Annotated in this window: 12 protein-coding genes; 2 read left to right on the forward strand and 10 right to left on the reverse strand. The window is 72.6% G+C overall.

Going from position 1 to position 16,950, the window contains the following annotated elements:
* The 9 genes from IBX62_03510 to IBX62_03550 all read right to left on the reverse strand — a co-directional run.
* Positions 1–166: adenosylhomocysteinase (locus IBX62_03510; protein ID MBE0476149.1), on the reverse strand; the 166-nt coding region annotated here is incomplete at its 3' end.
* A 70-nt stretch (positions 167–236) separates the two neighbouring features.
* Entirely contained in the window at positions 237–1,043 is an 807-nt protein-coding gene (locus tag IBX62_03515; protein ID MBE0476150.1) for a purine-nucleoside phosphorylase, read from the reverse strand.
* 33 nt (positions 1,044–1,076) lie between these two features.
* Positions 1,077–3,302 (reverse strand): SpoIID/LytB domain-containing protein, encoded by a 2,226-nt coding sequence (locus IBX62_03520; protein ID MBE0476151.1) that lies wholly within the window; start codon positions 3,300–3,302, stop codon positions 1,077–1,079.
* A 32-nt stretch (positions 3,303–3,334) separates the two neighbouring features.
* Complete coding sequence (locus tag IBX62_03525) at positions 3,335–5,620, reverse strand: SpoIID/LytB domain-containing protein (protein ID MBE0476152.1); 2,286 nt, start codon at positions 5,618–5,620, stop codon at positions 3,335–3,337.
* 29 nt (positions 5,621–5,649) lie between these two features.
* Positions 5,650–6,834 (reverse strand): glycosyltransferase family 4 protein, encoded by a 1,185-nt coding sequence (locus tag IBX62_03530; protein MBE0476153.1) that lies wholly within the window; start codon positions 6,832–6,834, stop codon positions 5,650–5,652.
* Positions 6,831–8,063, reverse strand: coding sequence for a glycosyltransferase (locus IBX62_03535; GenBank protein MBE0476154.1), 1,233 nt, complete (start codon positions 8,061–8,063; stop codon positions 6,831–6,833). Before IBX62_03535 ends, IBX62_03530 begins: the two co-directional genes overlap by 4 nt.
* A gap of 2 nt (positions 8,064–8,065) precedes the next feature.
* Complete coding sequence (locus IBX62_03540; GenBank protein MBE0476155.1) at positions 8,066–8,842, reverse strand: hypothetical protein; 777 nt, start codon at positions 8,840–8,842, stop codon at positions 8,066–8,068.
* Positions 8,835–10,199 carry an O-antigen ligase family protein gene (locus IBX62_03545; protein MBE0476156.1) on the reverse strand — a complete coding sequence of 455 codons (1,365 nt, stop codon included), beginning with the start codon at positions 10,197–10,199 and terminating at the stop codon, positions 8,835–8,837. The genes IBX62_03540 and IBX62_03545 overlap by 8 nt, the downstream gene beginning before the upstream one ends.
* Positions 10,200–10,212: 13 nt before the next feature.
* A complete protein-coding gene (locus IBX62_03550) occupies positions 10,213–11,586 on the reverse strand; it encodes a glycosyltransferase (GenBank protein ID MBE0476157.1) in 1,374 nt (457 codons plus the stop codon).
* A gap of 58 nt (positions 11,587–11,644) precedes the next feature.
* On the opposite strand from IBX62_03550, the gene IBX62_03555 reads away from it, so the two are divergent.
* The gene (locus tag IBX62_03555) at positions 11,645–12,799 is read left to right on the forward strand and encodes a glycosyltransferase (protein MBE0476158.1); all 1,155 of its coding nucleotides are present in this window, start codon (positions 11,645–11,647) and stop codon (positions 12,797–12,799) included.
* Between the two features lie 4 nt (positions 12,800–12,803).
* Here the strand turns inward: IBX62_03555 and IBX62_03560 are convergent, their stop codons facing one another.
* Positions 12,804–15,242 (reverse strand): cell wall-binding repeat-containing protein, encoded by a 2,439-nt coding sequence (locus IBX62_03560; GenBank protein MBE0476159.1) that lies wholly within the window; start codon positions 15,240–15,242, stop codon positions 12,804–12,806.
* A 178-nt stretch (positions 15,243–15,420) separates the two neighbouring features.
* Between IBX62_03560 and IBX62_03565 the strand changes: the two genes are divergently transcribed.
* A complete protein-coding gene (locus tag IBX62_03565; GenBank protein ID MBE0476160.1) occupies positions 15,421–16,938 on the forward strand; it encodes a polysaccharide biosynthesis C-terminal domain-containing protein in 1,518 nt (505 codons plus the stop codon).
* The last annotated feature ends 12 nt before the right edge of the window (positions 16,939–16,950 follow it).

Raw genomic sequence — 16,950 nt, forward strand, 5'->3', positions numbered from 1 at the left:
TCTCGGTGGTCACATGCAGGCATGCAGCGACCCGCACACCCTCCAGCGGGCGTTCCGCCGCGAAGCGCTCCCGTATCGAAGCGAGAACCGGCATGTCCCGATCCGCCCACTCGATCCGGGCCTTGCCGCCCTCGGCGAGCGAGAGGTCCTTCACGTGGTGATCCAATTCGCGCTCCCTCTTGTCAACGGCGGCGATCACGCCGCCTCACGGTCGCCCCGGCAGGCGTCCGACGGCTTCACAGACGCTCAAGTATACCAGCCGTCAGCCGCTCGAGCCGCGCCGAGGAACTCCCGGCGGCGGCGAGGACCTCGTCGTGCGAGAGCCCCTCGCCGGCGGCGTTGGCCACGACCGAGATCCCGAGCACGCGCATGCCGAGCGCCCGGGCCGCCACCGCCTCGGGTATCGTCGACATCCCGACCAGGTCCGCGCCGAGCGCTCGCAGCGCGCGGACCTCGGCGGGGGTCTCGTAGCCCGGCCCGCGCACCGCGGCGTACACCCCCTCGCCCAGCCGGATCCCGAAAGCGTCCCCCGCCTCGCGGGCGAGTGCGCGCAAGCCCGGGTCGTAAGCGTCGCGCATCGCGACGAAGGGCCCCCCGCGCTCCCCGCCACTCCAGCCATCAAGCGGCGAGTCGACCAGCAGGCCGATGTGGTCGGTGATGAGTGCGAGCGTTCCGGGCGGCAACTCCGGCGTGAGGGAGCCCGCCGCGTTCGTGAGGATCAGCGTGCGCGCGCCGAGCGCGGCGGCCAGCCGCGCGGGGAAGGCCGCGTCGGGGGCCGAGATCCCCTGGTAGAGGTGGAACCGCCCGCGGAAGAGCGCGACGCGAGTACCGGCGGCGGCCCCGATCGCGAGACTCGCGGCGTGCCCGGCGACAGCGGTGACGCGAGGAGCACCGGGTATGTTCGCGTACGGCACCTCGCGCTCGGCCGCGAGCGACACCGCGGCCGACTGACCCGACCCGAGCACGATGGCCGCCTCGACAGGCGGCGAGCCCCCCAGGGCTGCCTCGACGGCCCCCGCCGGAACGGCGAGCGGATCGCGCATGCGGCTCCTCCCCCGCCCCGCGCCCGCGGGACGTCAGTTCATCATCACCTCGTCGATCCCGCTCGCCCCCGACTCCGAGACGGCCCCCCTGCCGCCGAACACGACGATGCGGTCGATCTCCATCCGGTGCTCGGCGAGGTAGGCGTCCGTCGGCGCCGCGACCTGGCCGTCAGGCGCGAGCAGCAAGGGATCCCCTCCACGAGCGGCCCTCACCCCCGCCACTATCCCGATGACCGGGTCGGCCGTGGTGACAAGGTACGCCGACCGGCCTGCGCCGCCCCTGCGGCCCCCGGCCGTCCGGCCGCCCTCCGTGAGGCCCTCAGCCAGCTTCACCGCCAGATGATACACGTCCTCGCCCCGCCGTTCGTCGGCTTCGCGGCCGCTCGTGCCGCCCACCACCGCGTTCAGCCGCTCCGAGGCGTCCCTGTCCAGACCCGCGAGGATCACGGTCGCGGGCTTCACGTCCGCGAGATGGAACAACGTCATGCCGTCCAGGCCCTCAGGGCGCGCGATGAGCACGGGGTAGCCGCGCGAGTAGGCCAGCGCCGCCAGCGCCCCGGAGGACACGAGCGTCCTGTCGTCGGTGAGCACGACGCCCTCGGGCTCGCCCGCGCGGCGCGCGAGGTAGGCGGCGCGCGCCGCCAGGTCGTAGCGGTCGCGGCCCGAGACGCGAACCGCCCCTCCGCCGGAGGCGCGCTCCGCGGCGTCCAACGTCGCCGCGCTCACGGCATCCACGCCTCCCACCACGTACAGCCTCTGCGGCTTCAGGCGGTCCAGCTGCTCGCGCACGGCGCCGCCGAGCGCGCCGGCAGGCGTGAGCAGCAAAGGGGCGTCCAGCGCGCCGGCGAGCCCGGCGGCGACCAGCGCTCCCGCGACGTCCCTCTCGCCGGCCAGAACGGCCAGACGCGCCCCCTCGACACGGCGCACCTCCTCGGCCGACGCGGACGACCGGTCGGCGGCCTGGGCCGAGTAGATCGGGAATCCCGAGACGTAGAACCTGGTGGAGAGCAGTCCCAGCGCGAAGCGGACCCGCTCACCCGCGACGGCGGCCCTCCCGCCGTCCGAAAGCTTGAACGTCACCGAACGAGCGTGCCCCGACTCCGCGCGGTCGACCACCATGCCGATGACGTGCGCGTCCGGCGGCACGGCCTCATCGGCCTCCCGAAGCTTCGCCGCCAAGGCGCGTCCGTCCAGCCTCACGCGTCTATCCGTCGGCCACGGCGAGTACTTCGCCCCGGCGACGGCCTCGTAGGGGTCCTCCACCGCGCGGAAGACGGGATCCGCGGGCGACTCCGGCCAGACGTCGCGGATGTCGGCCGTATGGCCTCCGGACTGCGAGTAGAAGTATGCCTTCACGACCTCGTCACCGGCTTTCAGGACGAGCCGCTCGGTGGCGTCCACGGCTCGGGTGGTGCGCTCGGCCTCGTTCAGCTCGATCTTGCCGCCCGACGCGCGCGAACGCCCGCCGTAGACCTGGCTGTAGACGCTGCAGGCCAGGACGTTGCCCGCGGTCACATCGGCGTAGGCGTACGAACGCGCCGCCACCGCCTGCGCCTTGAGCGCCTCCATCTCGAAGCTCGAGGGACTCTCCCGAGGGACCACGGCGTAGAGGTACTCCTCCATGTCCAGCACGTTGACGGCCTGCAATCCGGCTCCGGCCGGCATGACGCGCATCTCGCCGCGGTAGCGGACGTCCCGCCAGCCGAACGGTCCGGTGACTCCCGCCACCTGGATCAGGGCTCCGCGCCGGGGCACGACGCCGACCTCGTCTCCGGACGACGGCTCGCCGCCGTCGAGCCGGGCCTCCACTCCACCCCCCCGAAGGGCGAACGCCACGGCTTCTCCTTCCGGCACCGCTGTCTCGCGACCGCCGGCGACGAGGGTCAGCCCCCCGCCGACGCCACGCATCGTCCATGAAGGGCGGCCCTCGTACGGCCTGCCCGGGCGGTACGCGTCGTCGATGTTGACCCGCGCGTCCGTCCTCGGCATGCGCTCGAGCCGCGTGCCGTTGTAGTAGTGAGCGAGGATGCGGTCGTGACGGAAGCCCTTCAGGGCGAAGCCCTGCGCGCCGTACTGACTCATCCCGATCCCGTGGCCGAACCCGCTGCCCGTGAAGGTGAACGTGGGCACCTGCGGCGACTCGGCGGCCACCGACGCCGTCGCCGGCGCGCCCACGGCCGGCGCGGCCGGGTTCAGGGGCAGCGCCAGCGCGGCGACGGCGGCGGCGGTGATCGCCTTGCGGATAGCGGGGCTGAGCACGTGGCGGGACCTCCGTCGGAGCGCCCTCGCTCCTAGTTCATCATCGTCGCGTCGAGAGCGGCGAAGGCGGAGTCGGTCACGGCCGCGCGGCTGCCGAAGATCCACAGCCTCTGGATGTAGGACCGGTTCTCCCTCAGGTACGCGGCCGTGGGCGGCGCGACGCGATCACGGCGGGTGAGCAGCATGGGCCTGCGCATCTTCCCGGCGAGCACGCCGCCGGCGAGCGCGTCGGGGAAGTCGTAGCCCGTCGCCAGATAGACCTCGTCGCGCGACCAGACGCCTTCCGGCGCCGCTCCCCCGCCCAGGTAGCGTGCGATCGCGACCGACGTCGCGTACCTGTCGGAGCCCGCCAGGCGCTTCACGGAGCCTCCCGAAGCCGTGGCCGCCGCGGAAGCGGCCCCGGCCGACACGACCGCGTCGCTGCCGGCGACCAGCGTCTGCTCCGGTTTCAGCGCTCTCAGCGCCCGAGCCGAGGCACCGTGCAGCGCGTCACGCCTGGTCAGCAGGATCGGGTAGGCCTGGGCGTAGGCGAGCACGGATGCCGCGGCGGCATCGGGCCAAGACGTCCCGCTCACCAGCAGCGCCTTGGCGGGCGGCTCGCCGCCGTTGGCCGTGGCGACCTCGGAGATCTCGGCGGCGGCCTTCTCGGCGGTCGTGTACCGGTCCTGCCCCGCGATCCGCATCACTGTCGCGGCCGGGAGCTTGGCTCGCACGGCGCTCTCGACACCGGCGGTCAGCGCGGGGCCGCCCCCCATCAGGTAGACGGTGGACGGCGCGAGGCGCGCGAGCTCCCGCGCCGTCTCGGAGGGCAGCGAGCCGCGGCGCGAGAGCAGCAGCGAGCCTCCGGAGGCGCCGGCGAGGCCCGAGCCCGTCAGTGCGTCCGCGAAGTCCTCGCCGCTTGCGATCACCACGGTCGGAGCGGTCGTCGGGAAGGCGCGCTTGGAGATCTCGACCGCAGTGGAGTAGCGGTCACTCCCGTAGATGCGCGAGATCGGGAAGCCCGAGAAGTAGAACATGGGCGAGAGCAGGCCGAACGTGCCTCGCACCGTCCAGCCGGAGACCTTCACGGAGGAGCCCTCGCTGAAGCGGAACGTGACGTAGCGGGGGTAGCCGGAGGCGGCACGCTCGGTGATCACCCCGGTGACGTGGGCGGAGCCGCCAGGGACGCCGGAGATGCCCGCGGCGCGCAGCTTGTCCGCCAGCTGCAGTCCGGAGAGGCGCTTCTCCTTGTCGGAGGGCCATGGGCAGTACGGGGCGCCCGCGAGCGACTCGTAGGGGTCCGAGACGCTCCTGTGGTACGGCCGCGGAGTCGCGCTCACCCACACGTCCTCGATGTTGGCGGTCCGCCCGCCGGACTGCGAGAAGAAGTATGTGGTGACTACGGTCTTGTGGCTGGTCGAGGTGTAGTACACCACCCTGCCCGCCGTCGCGTTCACCGCCGAGTTCGTACTCGACGCCTCATGCATGTAGACGTTCGAGTCCGAGCCGTCCCTGAGACGGGAATGGGCGCCGTAGACCTGGCTGGAGGTGGTGCAGTACAACTCCCCGTCGAGCGTCCCGTTGCGGTCCTGGTCGGGGTTGGTCGCCCAGGCGTACGAGCGCGCTGCGACCGCCTGCGCCTTGAGCGCCTCGGCGCGCCAGGACGAAGGGCTCTCGCGGGGCACCACACCGTACAGGTAGCTCTCCATCGGGACGTGGTTGACCGCCTTCAGCGTGTTGCCCGAAGCGGTGAGCCTGATGCTCCCCCTGTAGCGCATGTAGGGATACCCGTTCGGGTGGTCCTTGTGCAGCGGCGGACCGGATGCGTCCTTGACCACGAGGAGCTTCGGGCTGCCGCTCGCCGCGCTGACGCTCGCCGAGGACCCGAGCGTCCTGCCGGCCACCACGATCTTGCCGTCCTTGGCGGTGAACGTCTGGTAGGCGTTGTTGCCCAGCGTGAGGGACGTCGAGCCGCTCGACACCCTGAGCTCGGACTTGTATCCCTTGATGGTCCAAGAGGACCGGTACCTCTTGGCCCTGTCGATGTTCACCCGGACGGTGGGGTTCTTGTCCTTCGCCCCGAAGAGCGACTCCAGCGTGCGCAGGGTCGTCTTCTGGTAGTAGTGGGTGAGGATCCTGTCGTACGTGTAGCCCTTCAGCGCGAAGCCCTGGGCGCCGTACTGGCTCATGCCGATGCCGTGACCCCATCCGGTGCCGCTGATGGTGAAGTCGCGTACGGCTTGAGGGGCGGGCGCGGCGCCTGCGGGCCCGGCCGCCGGGACGGCGACGACGGATGCGGAGAGCGCGGCCGCGAGGAAGGCTCTCAGGCTACGATGCATGCTATGTCTCGCCTCCAGGTGATGCGCGGTTACCAGTATACACCGGCCCTCGGGGGCGCGGCCGGCGTCGCCTGCTGCGAGAGCAGCCCCTCGTAGACCAGCAGCAGCCGCCGTGCCACCTCTTGCCAGTTCAGGCCCGCTTCCACGATCGCTCGCCCGCGGCGCCCCATCTCGGCGCGCGTGCCGGGCTCGTCCCGCAGTCGCACGAGGGCGGCGTCGAGCGCCGCCCCGTCGCCCGGCTGCACCGCGAGACCCACTCCCTCTCGTACGGCGTAGTCGCCGGCCCACGTCCCGGACGAGACTATGCAGGGCAGCCCACAGGCCATGGCTTCCATCATCTTCACCGGGAACAGCGTCCGGACGTTGCCGATGCCGGCCTCGTAGACCGCGTACACGACGTCGCAGCGCGCGTAGTAGGCGGGCAGGTCCGCGTAGGCGAACCGGCCGCGCACCTCGATGCGCCGCAGCTCCGCGGCGATGACCGCGACCTCCTCGGCGGCCGTCCCCCCGCCGGCGAGCAGCGCGGCCATGTCCTCGTGCGCGTCGACGACCTCCATCAGCGTGCGCAGCCCGCCGACGTAGCGCTTCTGGCCGAAGTAGCCGACGGTCAGCGGACGGTCGGGCCGGCGCTCCTCTGCCGGCCGGAACATCTCGGCATCCGGCGCGTTCTCTATCGGCGTGAGCCGGTCGCCGACGCCGAAGCGGCCGTAGTAGTCCAGCGTGCCGGGGTTGGCGACGAGCACGGCGTCGGCGGCGGGGAGCGCCCGGCGCTCGACCACGCGCACCCCCGCCCTGGCCGCGACCCCCGGAAGCCCCCGCTGCGGCACCATGTTGCTCTCGCGGTAGAGCTCGTGCATATCGAGCACCAGCTTCCGGCGCTCGCTCCCCCGCGCGGCGCGGAGCCCGGCCTGCGCGGTGTCGAGGTCGTGGCAGTGCACCGCATCCGGCGCGAGCCTGGCGGCCTCCTCGGCGGCCACGCGCCAGAACCCGCGGTACGCCCCGAGGTTGGCGAGCCCGCCGCCGTGCCGGGCCTCCGGACCGACCCGCAGGATCCGCACTCCGCCGCGCTCCTCCTCCGGTGGCCCCGACAACGCCCTGTCCCACGCGATCACGGTCACCTCGAGGCCCGCCGCGACGAGCGCCGCCGCTTCCTTCTCCACGCGGGGGTCGGAGTGCAGCGCGTTGCTCAGCAGCATCGCCACCCGGCCGTTCACGCGCCGCTCCCTCCTCGGTCCGCCGCCGTGCCGCTGAGCTGCGACCTTGCGGCGACCTCCCGGTAGAGCCGCACGAGCAGGTGGCCGACGACCTCCTTGGAGAACCGCTCGCGTATCGACGCGGCGATGGCCGCGCCGTCGAAGGACGCCTGGTCTTCGAGGGCGAGGCGGATCCCCTCCGCCAGGGCCGTCCGGTCGCCGGGCTCCACGAGTACCCCCTGGCCGGGCCCGACGATGCCGGAGGGCCCCCCCGAGCGCGTCGCCACCGCGGGCAGCCCGGTCGACATCGCCTCGATCAGCGCGACGCCGAATCCCTCCCGCAGGGACGGCAGCACGAACAGGTCGGCGGAGCCGAGAGCTTCTCGCAGCTCTTCTTGAGGCAGAGGCCCCGCAAGGCGGACGCGGCCGACCAGGCCCAGCGCCTGGGAGAGGCGGGCGAGCCGCTCCCGCAGCGGCCCGTCGCCGACGATCGTCAACTCCAGGTCGCGCCCTTCGGCGACCAGCGCCGCGAGGGCGTCGAGCAGCACCGCGTGCCCCTTCTCGGGCACGAGCCTGCCCACCGCCACCAGACGCACAGGGGATGGCGCGCCCCGATCCCTGGACACGAAGCTGAACGCCTCCCCGTCGTACGTGTCCGGGATGACGACCGTCCGCGCGGGGTCCGCGCCGATGAGGGACACCGCGTCCCCGGCCAGGGCGTCGCTTACGCATACGATCGCGGACGCGTATGCGGCCACCTCCTCCAGCTCGCGCTTCCAGGCGGGACGGACCAGGTTGGTGTACAGGTCGGATCCGTGGACGGTCACTATCAGCGGGACGCCCGCGGCCGCGGCGAGCCGCCGGGCGGCCGCGGCGCTGGGGTAGAGGGCGTGGGCGTGTACGAATGCAGGAGCATGGTCGGCAAGCGCACGAGCGAACGGTCCTCTCGCGGCGCGGGCCATCGAGGACGCGACTCCCGCGTACAGGAGCCGGCGCGGCAGGACCGGGTAGCGCGGCCGGCTCACTTCCACTCCGCCGTGCTCGCCGTCGCCACGCACGTAGGGCTTGCGCAGCGCGCCGGCGAGCACCCGCGGGACCCACGGAACGGGCGCGATGACGCGCCAGGACACGGCACGCGCCGTCGCGTCGAGCTGCTCGGCGACGAACAGGCCCCGCAGAGGCTCCGCCGGGCTGGGGAACTGCTTGGCGAAGGCCAGGCCGCGCAGGCGGCCCTCCCCGTCCGCGTCCACTCTCACCGCGCGGCCGCGGCCGCGCCCCTCCTGCCCATGAGCTCTCGCACGGCGGCCAGCGCCACCCCGAGCATGACGCCGAGGAAGCCCGCCCCCGCCAGCGCGTCGCGCAGTGTCTTCGAGGCGGGGCGGGAAGTGACCGACACGTCGCCGTCCCAGGAGTAGGCGTCCAGCACCGACTGGTACGCCGAGGTGTAGTTGAGGAGGGAGAGCCTCAGCGAGTACAGCGCCTGGGACTTGGCGAGATCCGCCTCGGACTGCGTCCGCATCTGGTTCGCCAGGAACTCTGTGCGCTCCACCTCCTCGACCATCCGCTGGGTGAGCTCCATGAGTGCGCGGGCCTTGTCGATCTCGCCCGTGGACAGCTCCCGGCCGCGGGTCACCACGCCCCGCGCCATCGCCGCCGCCCCGCGCTCTGCCTCGGCCTCGTCGTCGGCGCGGTACGTCACGAACAGCCACGCCTGCGGGTCGCCGGTGGTGTAGGCGTTCATGTCCGAGGAGAGGTCCTCGGCCGGTATGCCCGTCTCACTCGCGACGATGCTGCGGTACTCCTCGCCGTCGCCGGTGATCTCGGAGACGAGGTCGTCCGGCTTCACCACGCCCGGGCGCGCCGTGATCGCCGCCGCGATGGCGACCTGCGCAGTGCCGGTGTGGGTCGTTCTGGCGTCACGGGTCGCGAGGTAGGCCGCAGCGAGCGCGGCGACCGTCACCACCGCCACGAGCCACCACTGACGCCTCACCGCATCGGTCAGGACGGCGACGGGATGGCCTTCAGGCATATGAAGCCTCCTCGTTCTCTGCGAGGCGCCGCGCGATCACGCACAGCGCCAGGAACAGCCACAGGTACTCGAAGTACAGATAGTACTGGAACAGCGTCTGGACGAGCAGGGTGAGCACGCCGGCCAGCGCGAGGGTCTCCGGCATCGTCCACCCGCGCGTCCTTCGCCTCACGAACTGCCGCAGCGCCGCCCCTATGAGCAGGACCTCCGCGAACAGGCCCGCAAGACCCATCTCGGCCCACATCGCCAGGGGCAGCTGGTGGGGCCGCAGGACGCTGGCGTGCGAGCCGGGACGGCGGTACTGCACGTAGGCTCGCTCGTAGGCGTTGAGGCCTGTCCCCCACACCCAGTGTCGCTCGATGATGTCGACGGTGGACTCGAGCATGAGCGCCCGGGTCGCCACGGACCGGTCCGTCCCCACGTCCGTGATCGAGGCGAACCGCGCGACGATCGTCTCCGACGCGGAGGTGACCAGCAGCGCGCCGACGAGCGCCGTCACCACCGCAAGCGGGACGCGTCGCCGTCTCGGCGCGGTCAGGACGACCACGGCGATGCCCACCAGCACGGCGACCCAGCCGGTGCGCGAGAGCGTGACCACGAGCGCCGCCGAGGAGAGCGCGAAGACGCCGAGCCACACGGAAGCGCGCCGCCCGCCCCGGGCGTGAACGGCCTCGGCGAGAGAGGCCACGATCACCACCGTCAGGAAGCCCGCGAGGTAGTTCGGGTCTTCGAAGAACCCGCTCACGCGGGTGACCTTGGTGCCGCCGACCTTGGCGACCACGCTCATGTTGCCTGGCGCGATCTCGGGGAAGCGGTACTGGAAGAGCACGAGCGCCGAGGTCGCCACCCCCGTGACTCCCACGGCGGCGAGCAGGCGCCTCACACCCGCGGAGTCCCGGACGACGTTGGCGTAGAGCAGCGTGAACAGCGCCAGGAAGACGAGCCGCACGAGCGACACGGCGGTCCCGCCGGGGTTCAGCGAGTGGGGCAGCGACCACACGACCGCGGCCAGCAGCGCGAACACGCCGGCGTCCAGCGCGGAGAAGCGCAACCAGCGGCGCGGCTCGTGCCACACGCGGACCCCCCACGACACCAGCGAGAGCAGCAGCGCCAGGTGGAAGAGCGTGATCGTCACGGAGCCCTGGTAGACGCGCCCGGCGGCGTCGAGCGGGAGCGTGAGGGCGATCAGCGCCGGAGCGTACTCGACGCGCCAGACGACCACCCCGGCGATCGCCGCGGCGGCCAGCGCGACCGCGGCCGCCGCCGGAGAGAGCGCCCCGTTGGTGACGGCCACACCCCCCGCCGAGCCGAGCAGCAGCCCCGCGGCCGCCCAGGGGGCGATTCTCGGGGTCCGCACGCTCGATGCGGCCTCAGCCACCCGGTGACACCTCCGATCGTTCCTCCGCCGGACACCCGGCCAGCGAGTCGAGCACGGCGGCGACCTGCGCCGCCTGCCGTCCTCGCTCGAAGCGCGCGACCACCGCGAGGTCGGGCTCCGAGCGGATCCCGCCCGAGCGCTTCTCCTCGGCGAGCGACGCCACCGCCTCGGCGAGGGCCGGCGCGTCCCCCGGCCGGGTCACCCGGCCGGCTCCCGCCTCGTGCAGCAACCGGGCAGCCACGCCGTCGGCCGGCCCGACGAGCAGGACGGGCACTCCCATCCCGACGTACTCGAAGAGCTTGCCTGTGTAGATGCCTTCCGCACCCGGACGTTGACCGACCGAGACCAGCGCGGCGTCGGCGGCGGCCACGACGCCGAGCGCCTCGGCGTGGGGCTTGAAGCCGTGGAAGCGCACGACCTCGCCGAGGCCGTGCCGCCGGACCAGCGCTTCGGCCTCCGCGGAGGGCGGGCCGACCACGTCGACCGCGAATCCCTCGCCGAGCCGGCCCCCCCGCAGGGCGAGCCCGAGTCCTTCGACGAGCGTCGCGGGATCCAGGGCGCGGTACAGGCGTCCCATGAACGCGAGGCGCAGCGGCCCGGCACGGTCCGGGGCGCGCGGGGGGAGGTCCTCGGGGTCGAACCCGTTGGGCACCACGAGTACGCGCCGCGCGCCCAGCGAGCGGGCCTCCTCGGCGATCACCTCGGAGACGGCCGTGACGGCGTCGGCGGCCGCCAGTGTCGCGCGCTCCAGCGCCTGGGAGCGGTGCGCGTGCCACGCGGTGGGCCAGCGCACGCTGGGGTTGACGAGCCACGCGTCGCGCATGTCCGCCACGAAGGGCACGCTCAGGGCGCGTCCGGCGGAAGCGGCGGCGGCCACGCCCGAGTACGGCGGGCCGGAGGCCAGCACCGCGTCGAAGGGCTCCTCGGCGTGCAGGCGGCGCGCGGCCGCCTCGACGCCGGCCGCCCAGCGCACCGCCGTGTCCGGCACGGCGACCCACCGCGCCAGCCGCGTGCTCAGCGGCACGCCACTCGCCGAGGACGCGGAGCCGGAGGTGCGCCGCCCCTGCTCCGACGCGCCGCGCCTGCGCACCAGCCGCTTGACCGGCGAGATGGCTCGCGCGACGCCCGCTCCCACGTCCCGGGCCGGCAGCCGGACCACCCGGGCCTCACTCACGTCGGCCAGCAGCGTCTCGTCGCGGGGCCGCCCCTCGATGGGCTCGGCGGCGACCACGGTGACGCGCCACCCGTGCCGGGGCAGGTGCTTGGCGAGTTTCGCGAGGCGCTGGACGCCCCCTCCGGCGGACGGAGGGAACTCGTAGGTGACGAGGAGGAGTCTCCTCGGCGTGGAGGGGCTCATGCTGGCCATACTATAATCGCTTGTCGCGCCGGTACAAGGCGCACCCGCTCCCCGACGAGAGGCCAGCGTGGACCAGCAGCCCCGATCGACCGCGGCACTCGCCGCCTCGGAGCCCGTGCGCCGCACCGGAGTCTGCGTCCGCGTGAACAACGCCTACACGCACGACCTGCGGGTGCGCCGCGAGGCCGAGACGCTCGCCGCGGGCGGCTACGACGTCGTGGTGGTAGCCGACGCCGGGGCCGGCCTGCCCTCCGAGGAGACCGCGGGCGGCGTGCGCGTGCGGCGCGTCGGCAGGACGAGCCGCATCCCGTTCGCGAGCCTGGTGCGCCCGCTGGCCGAGGAGGGTGCGGACGTCTACCACGCCCACGACGTCGACTCGCTGCTGCCCTGCTTCCTCGCCGCGCGCCGCGCAGGCGCCAAGCTCGTCTACGACTCGCACGAGCTGTGGAGCGGGCACGCCCGCGACAAGGTGCACGCCAAGCGCCGCGCGCTGGTCGCGCTCGAGGGTCCGCTGTTGCGCCGTGCGGACGCGCTGCTGACCGCATCGCCCGCCTACACGGAGGAGATCGTGCGGCGCTACGGCTACGAAGGGCCGGCCGAGACGCTGCTCAACGCGCCGCGCCACTTCCCCGACGAGGAGCTTGCGGCCGCCTGGGCCGAGCGCGACGCGTCCGAGGAGGTACGCATCCGCTACGTGGGCGTCTTCCAGCACGGGCGCGGGGCGGTGCCGCTCATCGCCTCGCTCGCGCACCTGCCCGTCGACCACGTCGTCGAGCTCATAGGCCCCATCCCGCAGCCCGACTACGAGACGGCGATACGCGAGGCGGCGGCGCCCTTCGGCGATCGCGTGCGGTTCCTCGGCGTGATCCCTCCCGAGGAGATCGTGCCGGCGCTGGCCGCGGCGCACGTCTCGGCGGTGACGATCGAGCCCCACTCGCTGTCCTACCGCCTGACGGCGCCCAACAAGCTCTTCGACTCGTTCATGGCCGGCACGCCGGTGGTCGCCTCGGAGATGCCGACGATCTCGCGCTTCGTGCGTGAGACGGGCGCCGGAGTGCTGGCCGACGTGACCGACCCCGCGGACATCGCGCGCGCCGTGCTCGCCGTGCTTGCTCGCGCCGCAGGGTACGCCCGCGCGGCCCGCGCGGCGGCCCTGCGCTACAACTGGGAGACCGAGCGGGAGAAGCTCCTCGGCTTGTACGAGCGGCTCACGGGAGCCTAGGGGCCTACTGCGGCGCCGGCGGCGCCGGCAGCAGGCTCATGAGGCGGTTCATCACCTGCGCGGAGACCGCCGGCTCGCCGCCGAGGACGAAGACGTCCAGCACCTCGTGCGCGTTGTCCGCGACCCACCGCTCGGTCGAGGCCGGCAGCGTGCCGAACCGCGGGTTGAGGTCGCGCGAGGTGATGAGCATCGTGGCGCGGAAGCGGGCCGCCATCACGCCTCCGGCCAGCCCGTCCGGGAAGTCCTCGCCCGAGGCCAGAACGAAGCGCTCGGACTCCAGCACCCTCTCCGACTGGGCGTACCGGGCGATCTCCAGGGCCGTGTCGTAGCGGGTCGGACCGCCCTTGCGCAGCGGGGCCGAGCCGGTCAGGTTCGCCACCTGGCCCGCGACGGCCGACGAGACGGCCGCCTCGCTGCCCACTACCAGCGACCCGGCTGGCTTCAGCGCCGCGATCGCGTCACGGGAGGCCGAGGGCAGGGAGTCCTGCCTCGTGAGCAGGATCGGCCAGGCCTTTCGCGCCGCGAGCGGAGAGACGACGAGCGCGTCGGGGAAGGTCACGCCCGAGGCGATCACGACCCGCGTCGGCCGCTCGCCGCCGCGGCGCGCCTTCAGCTTCGAGGCGATGCTCCTGGACGTGGCGTACCTGTCGGGGCCGGCGATCCTCTCGACGCTCACCTTGCTCTTGGCACGCAGTGCGTCCTCCACCTTCCTGGACACGGCGGCCTCTCCGCCGAGGATGAACACCTTCCTCGCGATGCTCTGAGTGGCCTCGGGACTCCCCGCCCGGGAGAAGAGTCGGTCGATCTCCGCCGAGACCGAGGCGTCCAGGCGATCCTTGCTCACCAGGAGCAGGGGCGCCTGGTACGCGTGGGCGAGCGGCCCACCGCACAGCACGTCGGGGAAGTCCGACTTGGACGCCACGAACACGGCCGACGTGCGCTTGCCCGCCTCGTAGGTCTGGCTCCCGTTGGGGAAGGCCCGCCTGGAGACCGCGACGGCGGTCTCGACCCTGTTCGGGCCGGCGAGCCGCCACGCGTCGGGCGTGAACTCCCTTCCGAGGAAGCCGCTCTCCCCCCACAGGAAGACCTTGTGGATGAAGTTGGCGCCGTCGTTGTTCCACTCGGCGAACATCAGGCGCGCATCGGGGTGGGGAGGTCCGCCGCCTGCCGTTCGCACGATCTGGGGATCGTTGTACCGCGACGAGGCGTCCGGCGATCGCTTCACGGGCCCCTTCAGAGACCACTCACCGCCGGCCCCGAGTTCCCACTCCTCGATGTCCCCTCCGCGCGCGGCGTTCGTCGCCCCGGGCAGCGCCTGCGGGTCCGGCACGCCTCCGGTCGTGAGGTAGGCGACGGTCCTGCCGCCCGAGACGTCCAGGTCCCCCGCATCGAAGAAATCGTCGGTCCCGGTGATGCGCTCGGGCTCCGCGGGGAACGTCGTCTCGACCGAACTCGTCCCTTCGATCGTGCGCCCCTCGATGTAGCGCCAGTCGTACCTGTCGCCGCCGGGGAGCGGACGCTCGGCGAGGAACAGGATGTGCGGCGCGCCCTCGTCGTCGGCGCGCACGACCATCTGGTTCACGCCCGCGCCCTGCGAGTCCCACACCTTGCAGCGCTCGTCCAGGCCCGGCGTGCCGTCCGGATACGTCTTCTTGAGCCCCTCGCGGGGCAGCTCCTGCCCTTCGAGGTCGACCCACCGCCCGTCCGGGTCCCGCCGCATGTAGTAGAGGTCGTACCGGGTGGACATGTCGGGGCTGCCGATGTCGCGCCAGTGGAACGCGCAGTGGACGGTACGGCCGTCGGGGCCGAGGCTGAAGTTCGCGTACCAGGCGTCCATGCCCGGGCGCACCTCGATCACGTACCTGGGACCCGTCCAGCCGCCGTCCCCCGCCCGCTCGAGAACCGCCCACGCGCCGTCGTACGCCTTGTTGCTGGTGCGCACCCGGTAGAACAGCATCAGCTTGTCGCCGACGAGCAGCGGCTGCGGGTAGGTCCCTTGACGCTTGGTCGTCCCGGTGGCGACGTCGACCGCCGCTGTCCAGCCCTGCGACACGGTGTTGGGCTCGAGGGACCTCACGTGCTTGATGTTGGAGTTGTGGGCGCCGTAGAAGACGTGCACGTAGCCCTCGGCGTCGAGCGCGATCGAGGGCCCGCCGTGGAAGTCCTGGATGAGCGGGTTGTCGCCCACGCGGAACGGGCCCTCCCACGCCTGGTCCTCGTGGTCGTAGGCGGCGACGTAGGGGTCCAGGCCGAAGCCCTGGTAGGCCACGTAGGTCTTCTCGGCCGCAGCGTCGTAGACCGCTTCGGGGTGGATGACCATGGCCTCGTAGGCCGCGTTGCCGGACGCCTCCCGCTCGAAGTAGGGAGCGGTCAGGGAGAAGGCGGCGGGCAGGGGGGTGGACAGCGTCGCGAGCGCGACGGCGAACGCCAGGACTCTCCTCATGGGCACCCTTGCGGTCGGGGGCGGGCCGCGAGCCATTGTAACATCGCTCCAGGCGCTCCCTAGCAGGTTCGCTGCCACTGCGGCATCGTATAGACTGCCGGGGGCGGCAGGCCCGGAAGCGTAACGGTTCGCCGTCGGGGGAGCGTGCGATCCTCCCCCCGTGTCAGGATCGGGACCCGTGCTGAAAGACATCCTCAAAGGCGCCGGGACGGACGCCGCCAAGTACTTCCCCGTCAGGCTCGTGCCGGCGCTGACGTCGCTGGTCACGGTGCCCGTCTTCACGCGTCTGATCGGCCGCGCGGACTACGGCGACTTCTACCTCGTCTCCTCGGCCACGACCTTCGCGGCGACCTTCGCGACGGCGTGGATCACCGGCTCGGCGGTGCGCTTCTACTGGCCCTACGAGAAGCAGGGCCGCGAGGACGACTACGTGGCGACGACCCTGTGGTCCTCCATCGCCTCGCTCGCGGTCGTGTCGGCCCTGCTGGGCGCCGGCGCGCTGGTGTTCGCCGGCGACATCCCCCCAAGCGTCGCCCGCCTCATCCCGGTAGGCATCGCCGGGCTCGCCTTCAACTACCTGTTCAACGTGCTCCTGCAGGTCCTGCGCGCATCGAACCGCTCGACGGCGTTCGCGACGCTCTCCGTGGCCGGCACCGTCGTCGCGACCGCGTTCTCGGTGTCCTTCGTCGCGGGGCCGAGGTGGGGCTCGTACGGCATCCTGCTGGGCGTGCTGCTCGGACACGCCGTGCTCATCCCGTTCTGCCTCCGGGAGGTCCGCAAGGAGGGGAAGCTCTCGCCGAGACACGTGCGCCGCGACGTGTTCGACGAGTTCCTGCGCTACGGCATCCCGATGGTGCCGGCCGCCGTCTCCGCCTGGATGCTGGTGATGTCCGACCGCTACGTCATCGGGTTCCTTCGCGGCACGGCCGAGGTGGGCATGTACTCGGTCGCCTACGGCCTCGGCGAGAAGGTCATGCAGCTCGTCATGATGCCCGCGGTCATCACGATGGCCCCGGTCATGGTGCAGACCTTCGAGAAGCGGGGGCAGCACGTCGCGCAGCGCGTGCAGACCCAGTTCACCCGCTACTTCTCGATGGCGACGTTCCCCCTCCTGTTCGGGCTGGCGGGCGCGGCCCGCGACTTCATGGGGATCTTCACCGGCGAGGCGTACCGGGCGGCCTACCCCATCCTCCCGATCGTGGCCGCCGGGGTGATGTGCTACGGGCTCGTGCAGATAGCGGGGAACGGCATCGCGCTGCACAAGCGCTCGACGATCATCATGTCCAACACGCTGGCGGCGGCCGCGTTCAACCTCGGAGCGAACCTGGTCCTCGTGCCGGTCTTCGGCTACATGGCGGCGGCCTACACGACACTCGCCTCCTACGTCGCCCTGCTCGCCCTGACCTGGGTGCGCAGCAGGCCCTACATGTCGTGGGACATCCCCTGGCTCGACCTCGGCCGCATCACGGCCGCCGGGCTCGCGATGTGGGGCGCGATCGCGGTGACCGCGGCGCTGCTGCCCGCCAACATCGCGGTCCTCGCACTCGAAGCGGTGGTGGGCATCGCCGCCTACGTCGCCGCGCTGCTGGGCCTGCGCGCGCTGCGCGACGACGAGCGCGAGTTCGTCGCGGAGCTCGCGGGGAAGGCCGCGAGCCGCCTGGGGTTCCGCCGGGCGACCGAGGGTGCGGGGCCGTGACGGCACGCGGCG

Source organism: Coriobacteriia bacterium (assembly GCA_014859305.1).
GTDB lineage: Bacteria > Actinomycetota > Coriobacteriia > Anaerosomatales > Kmv31 > Kmv31.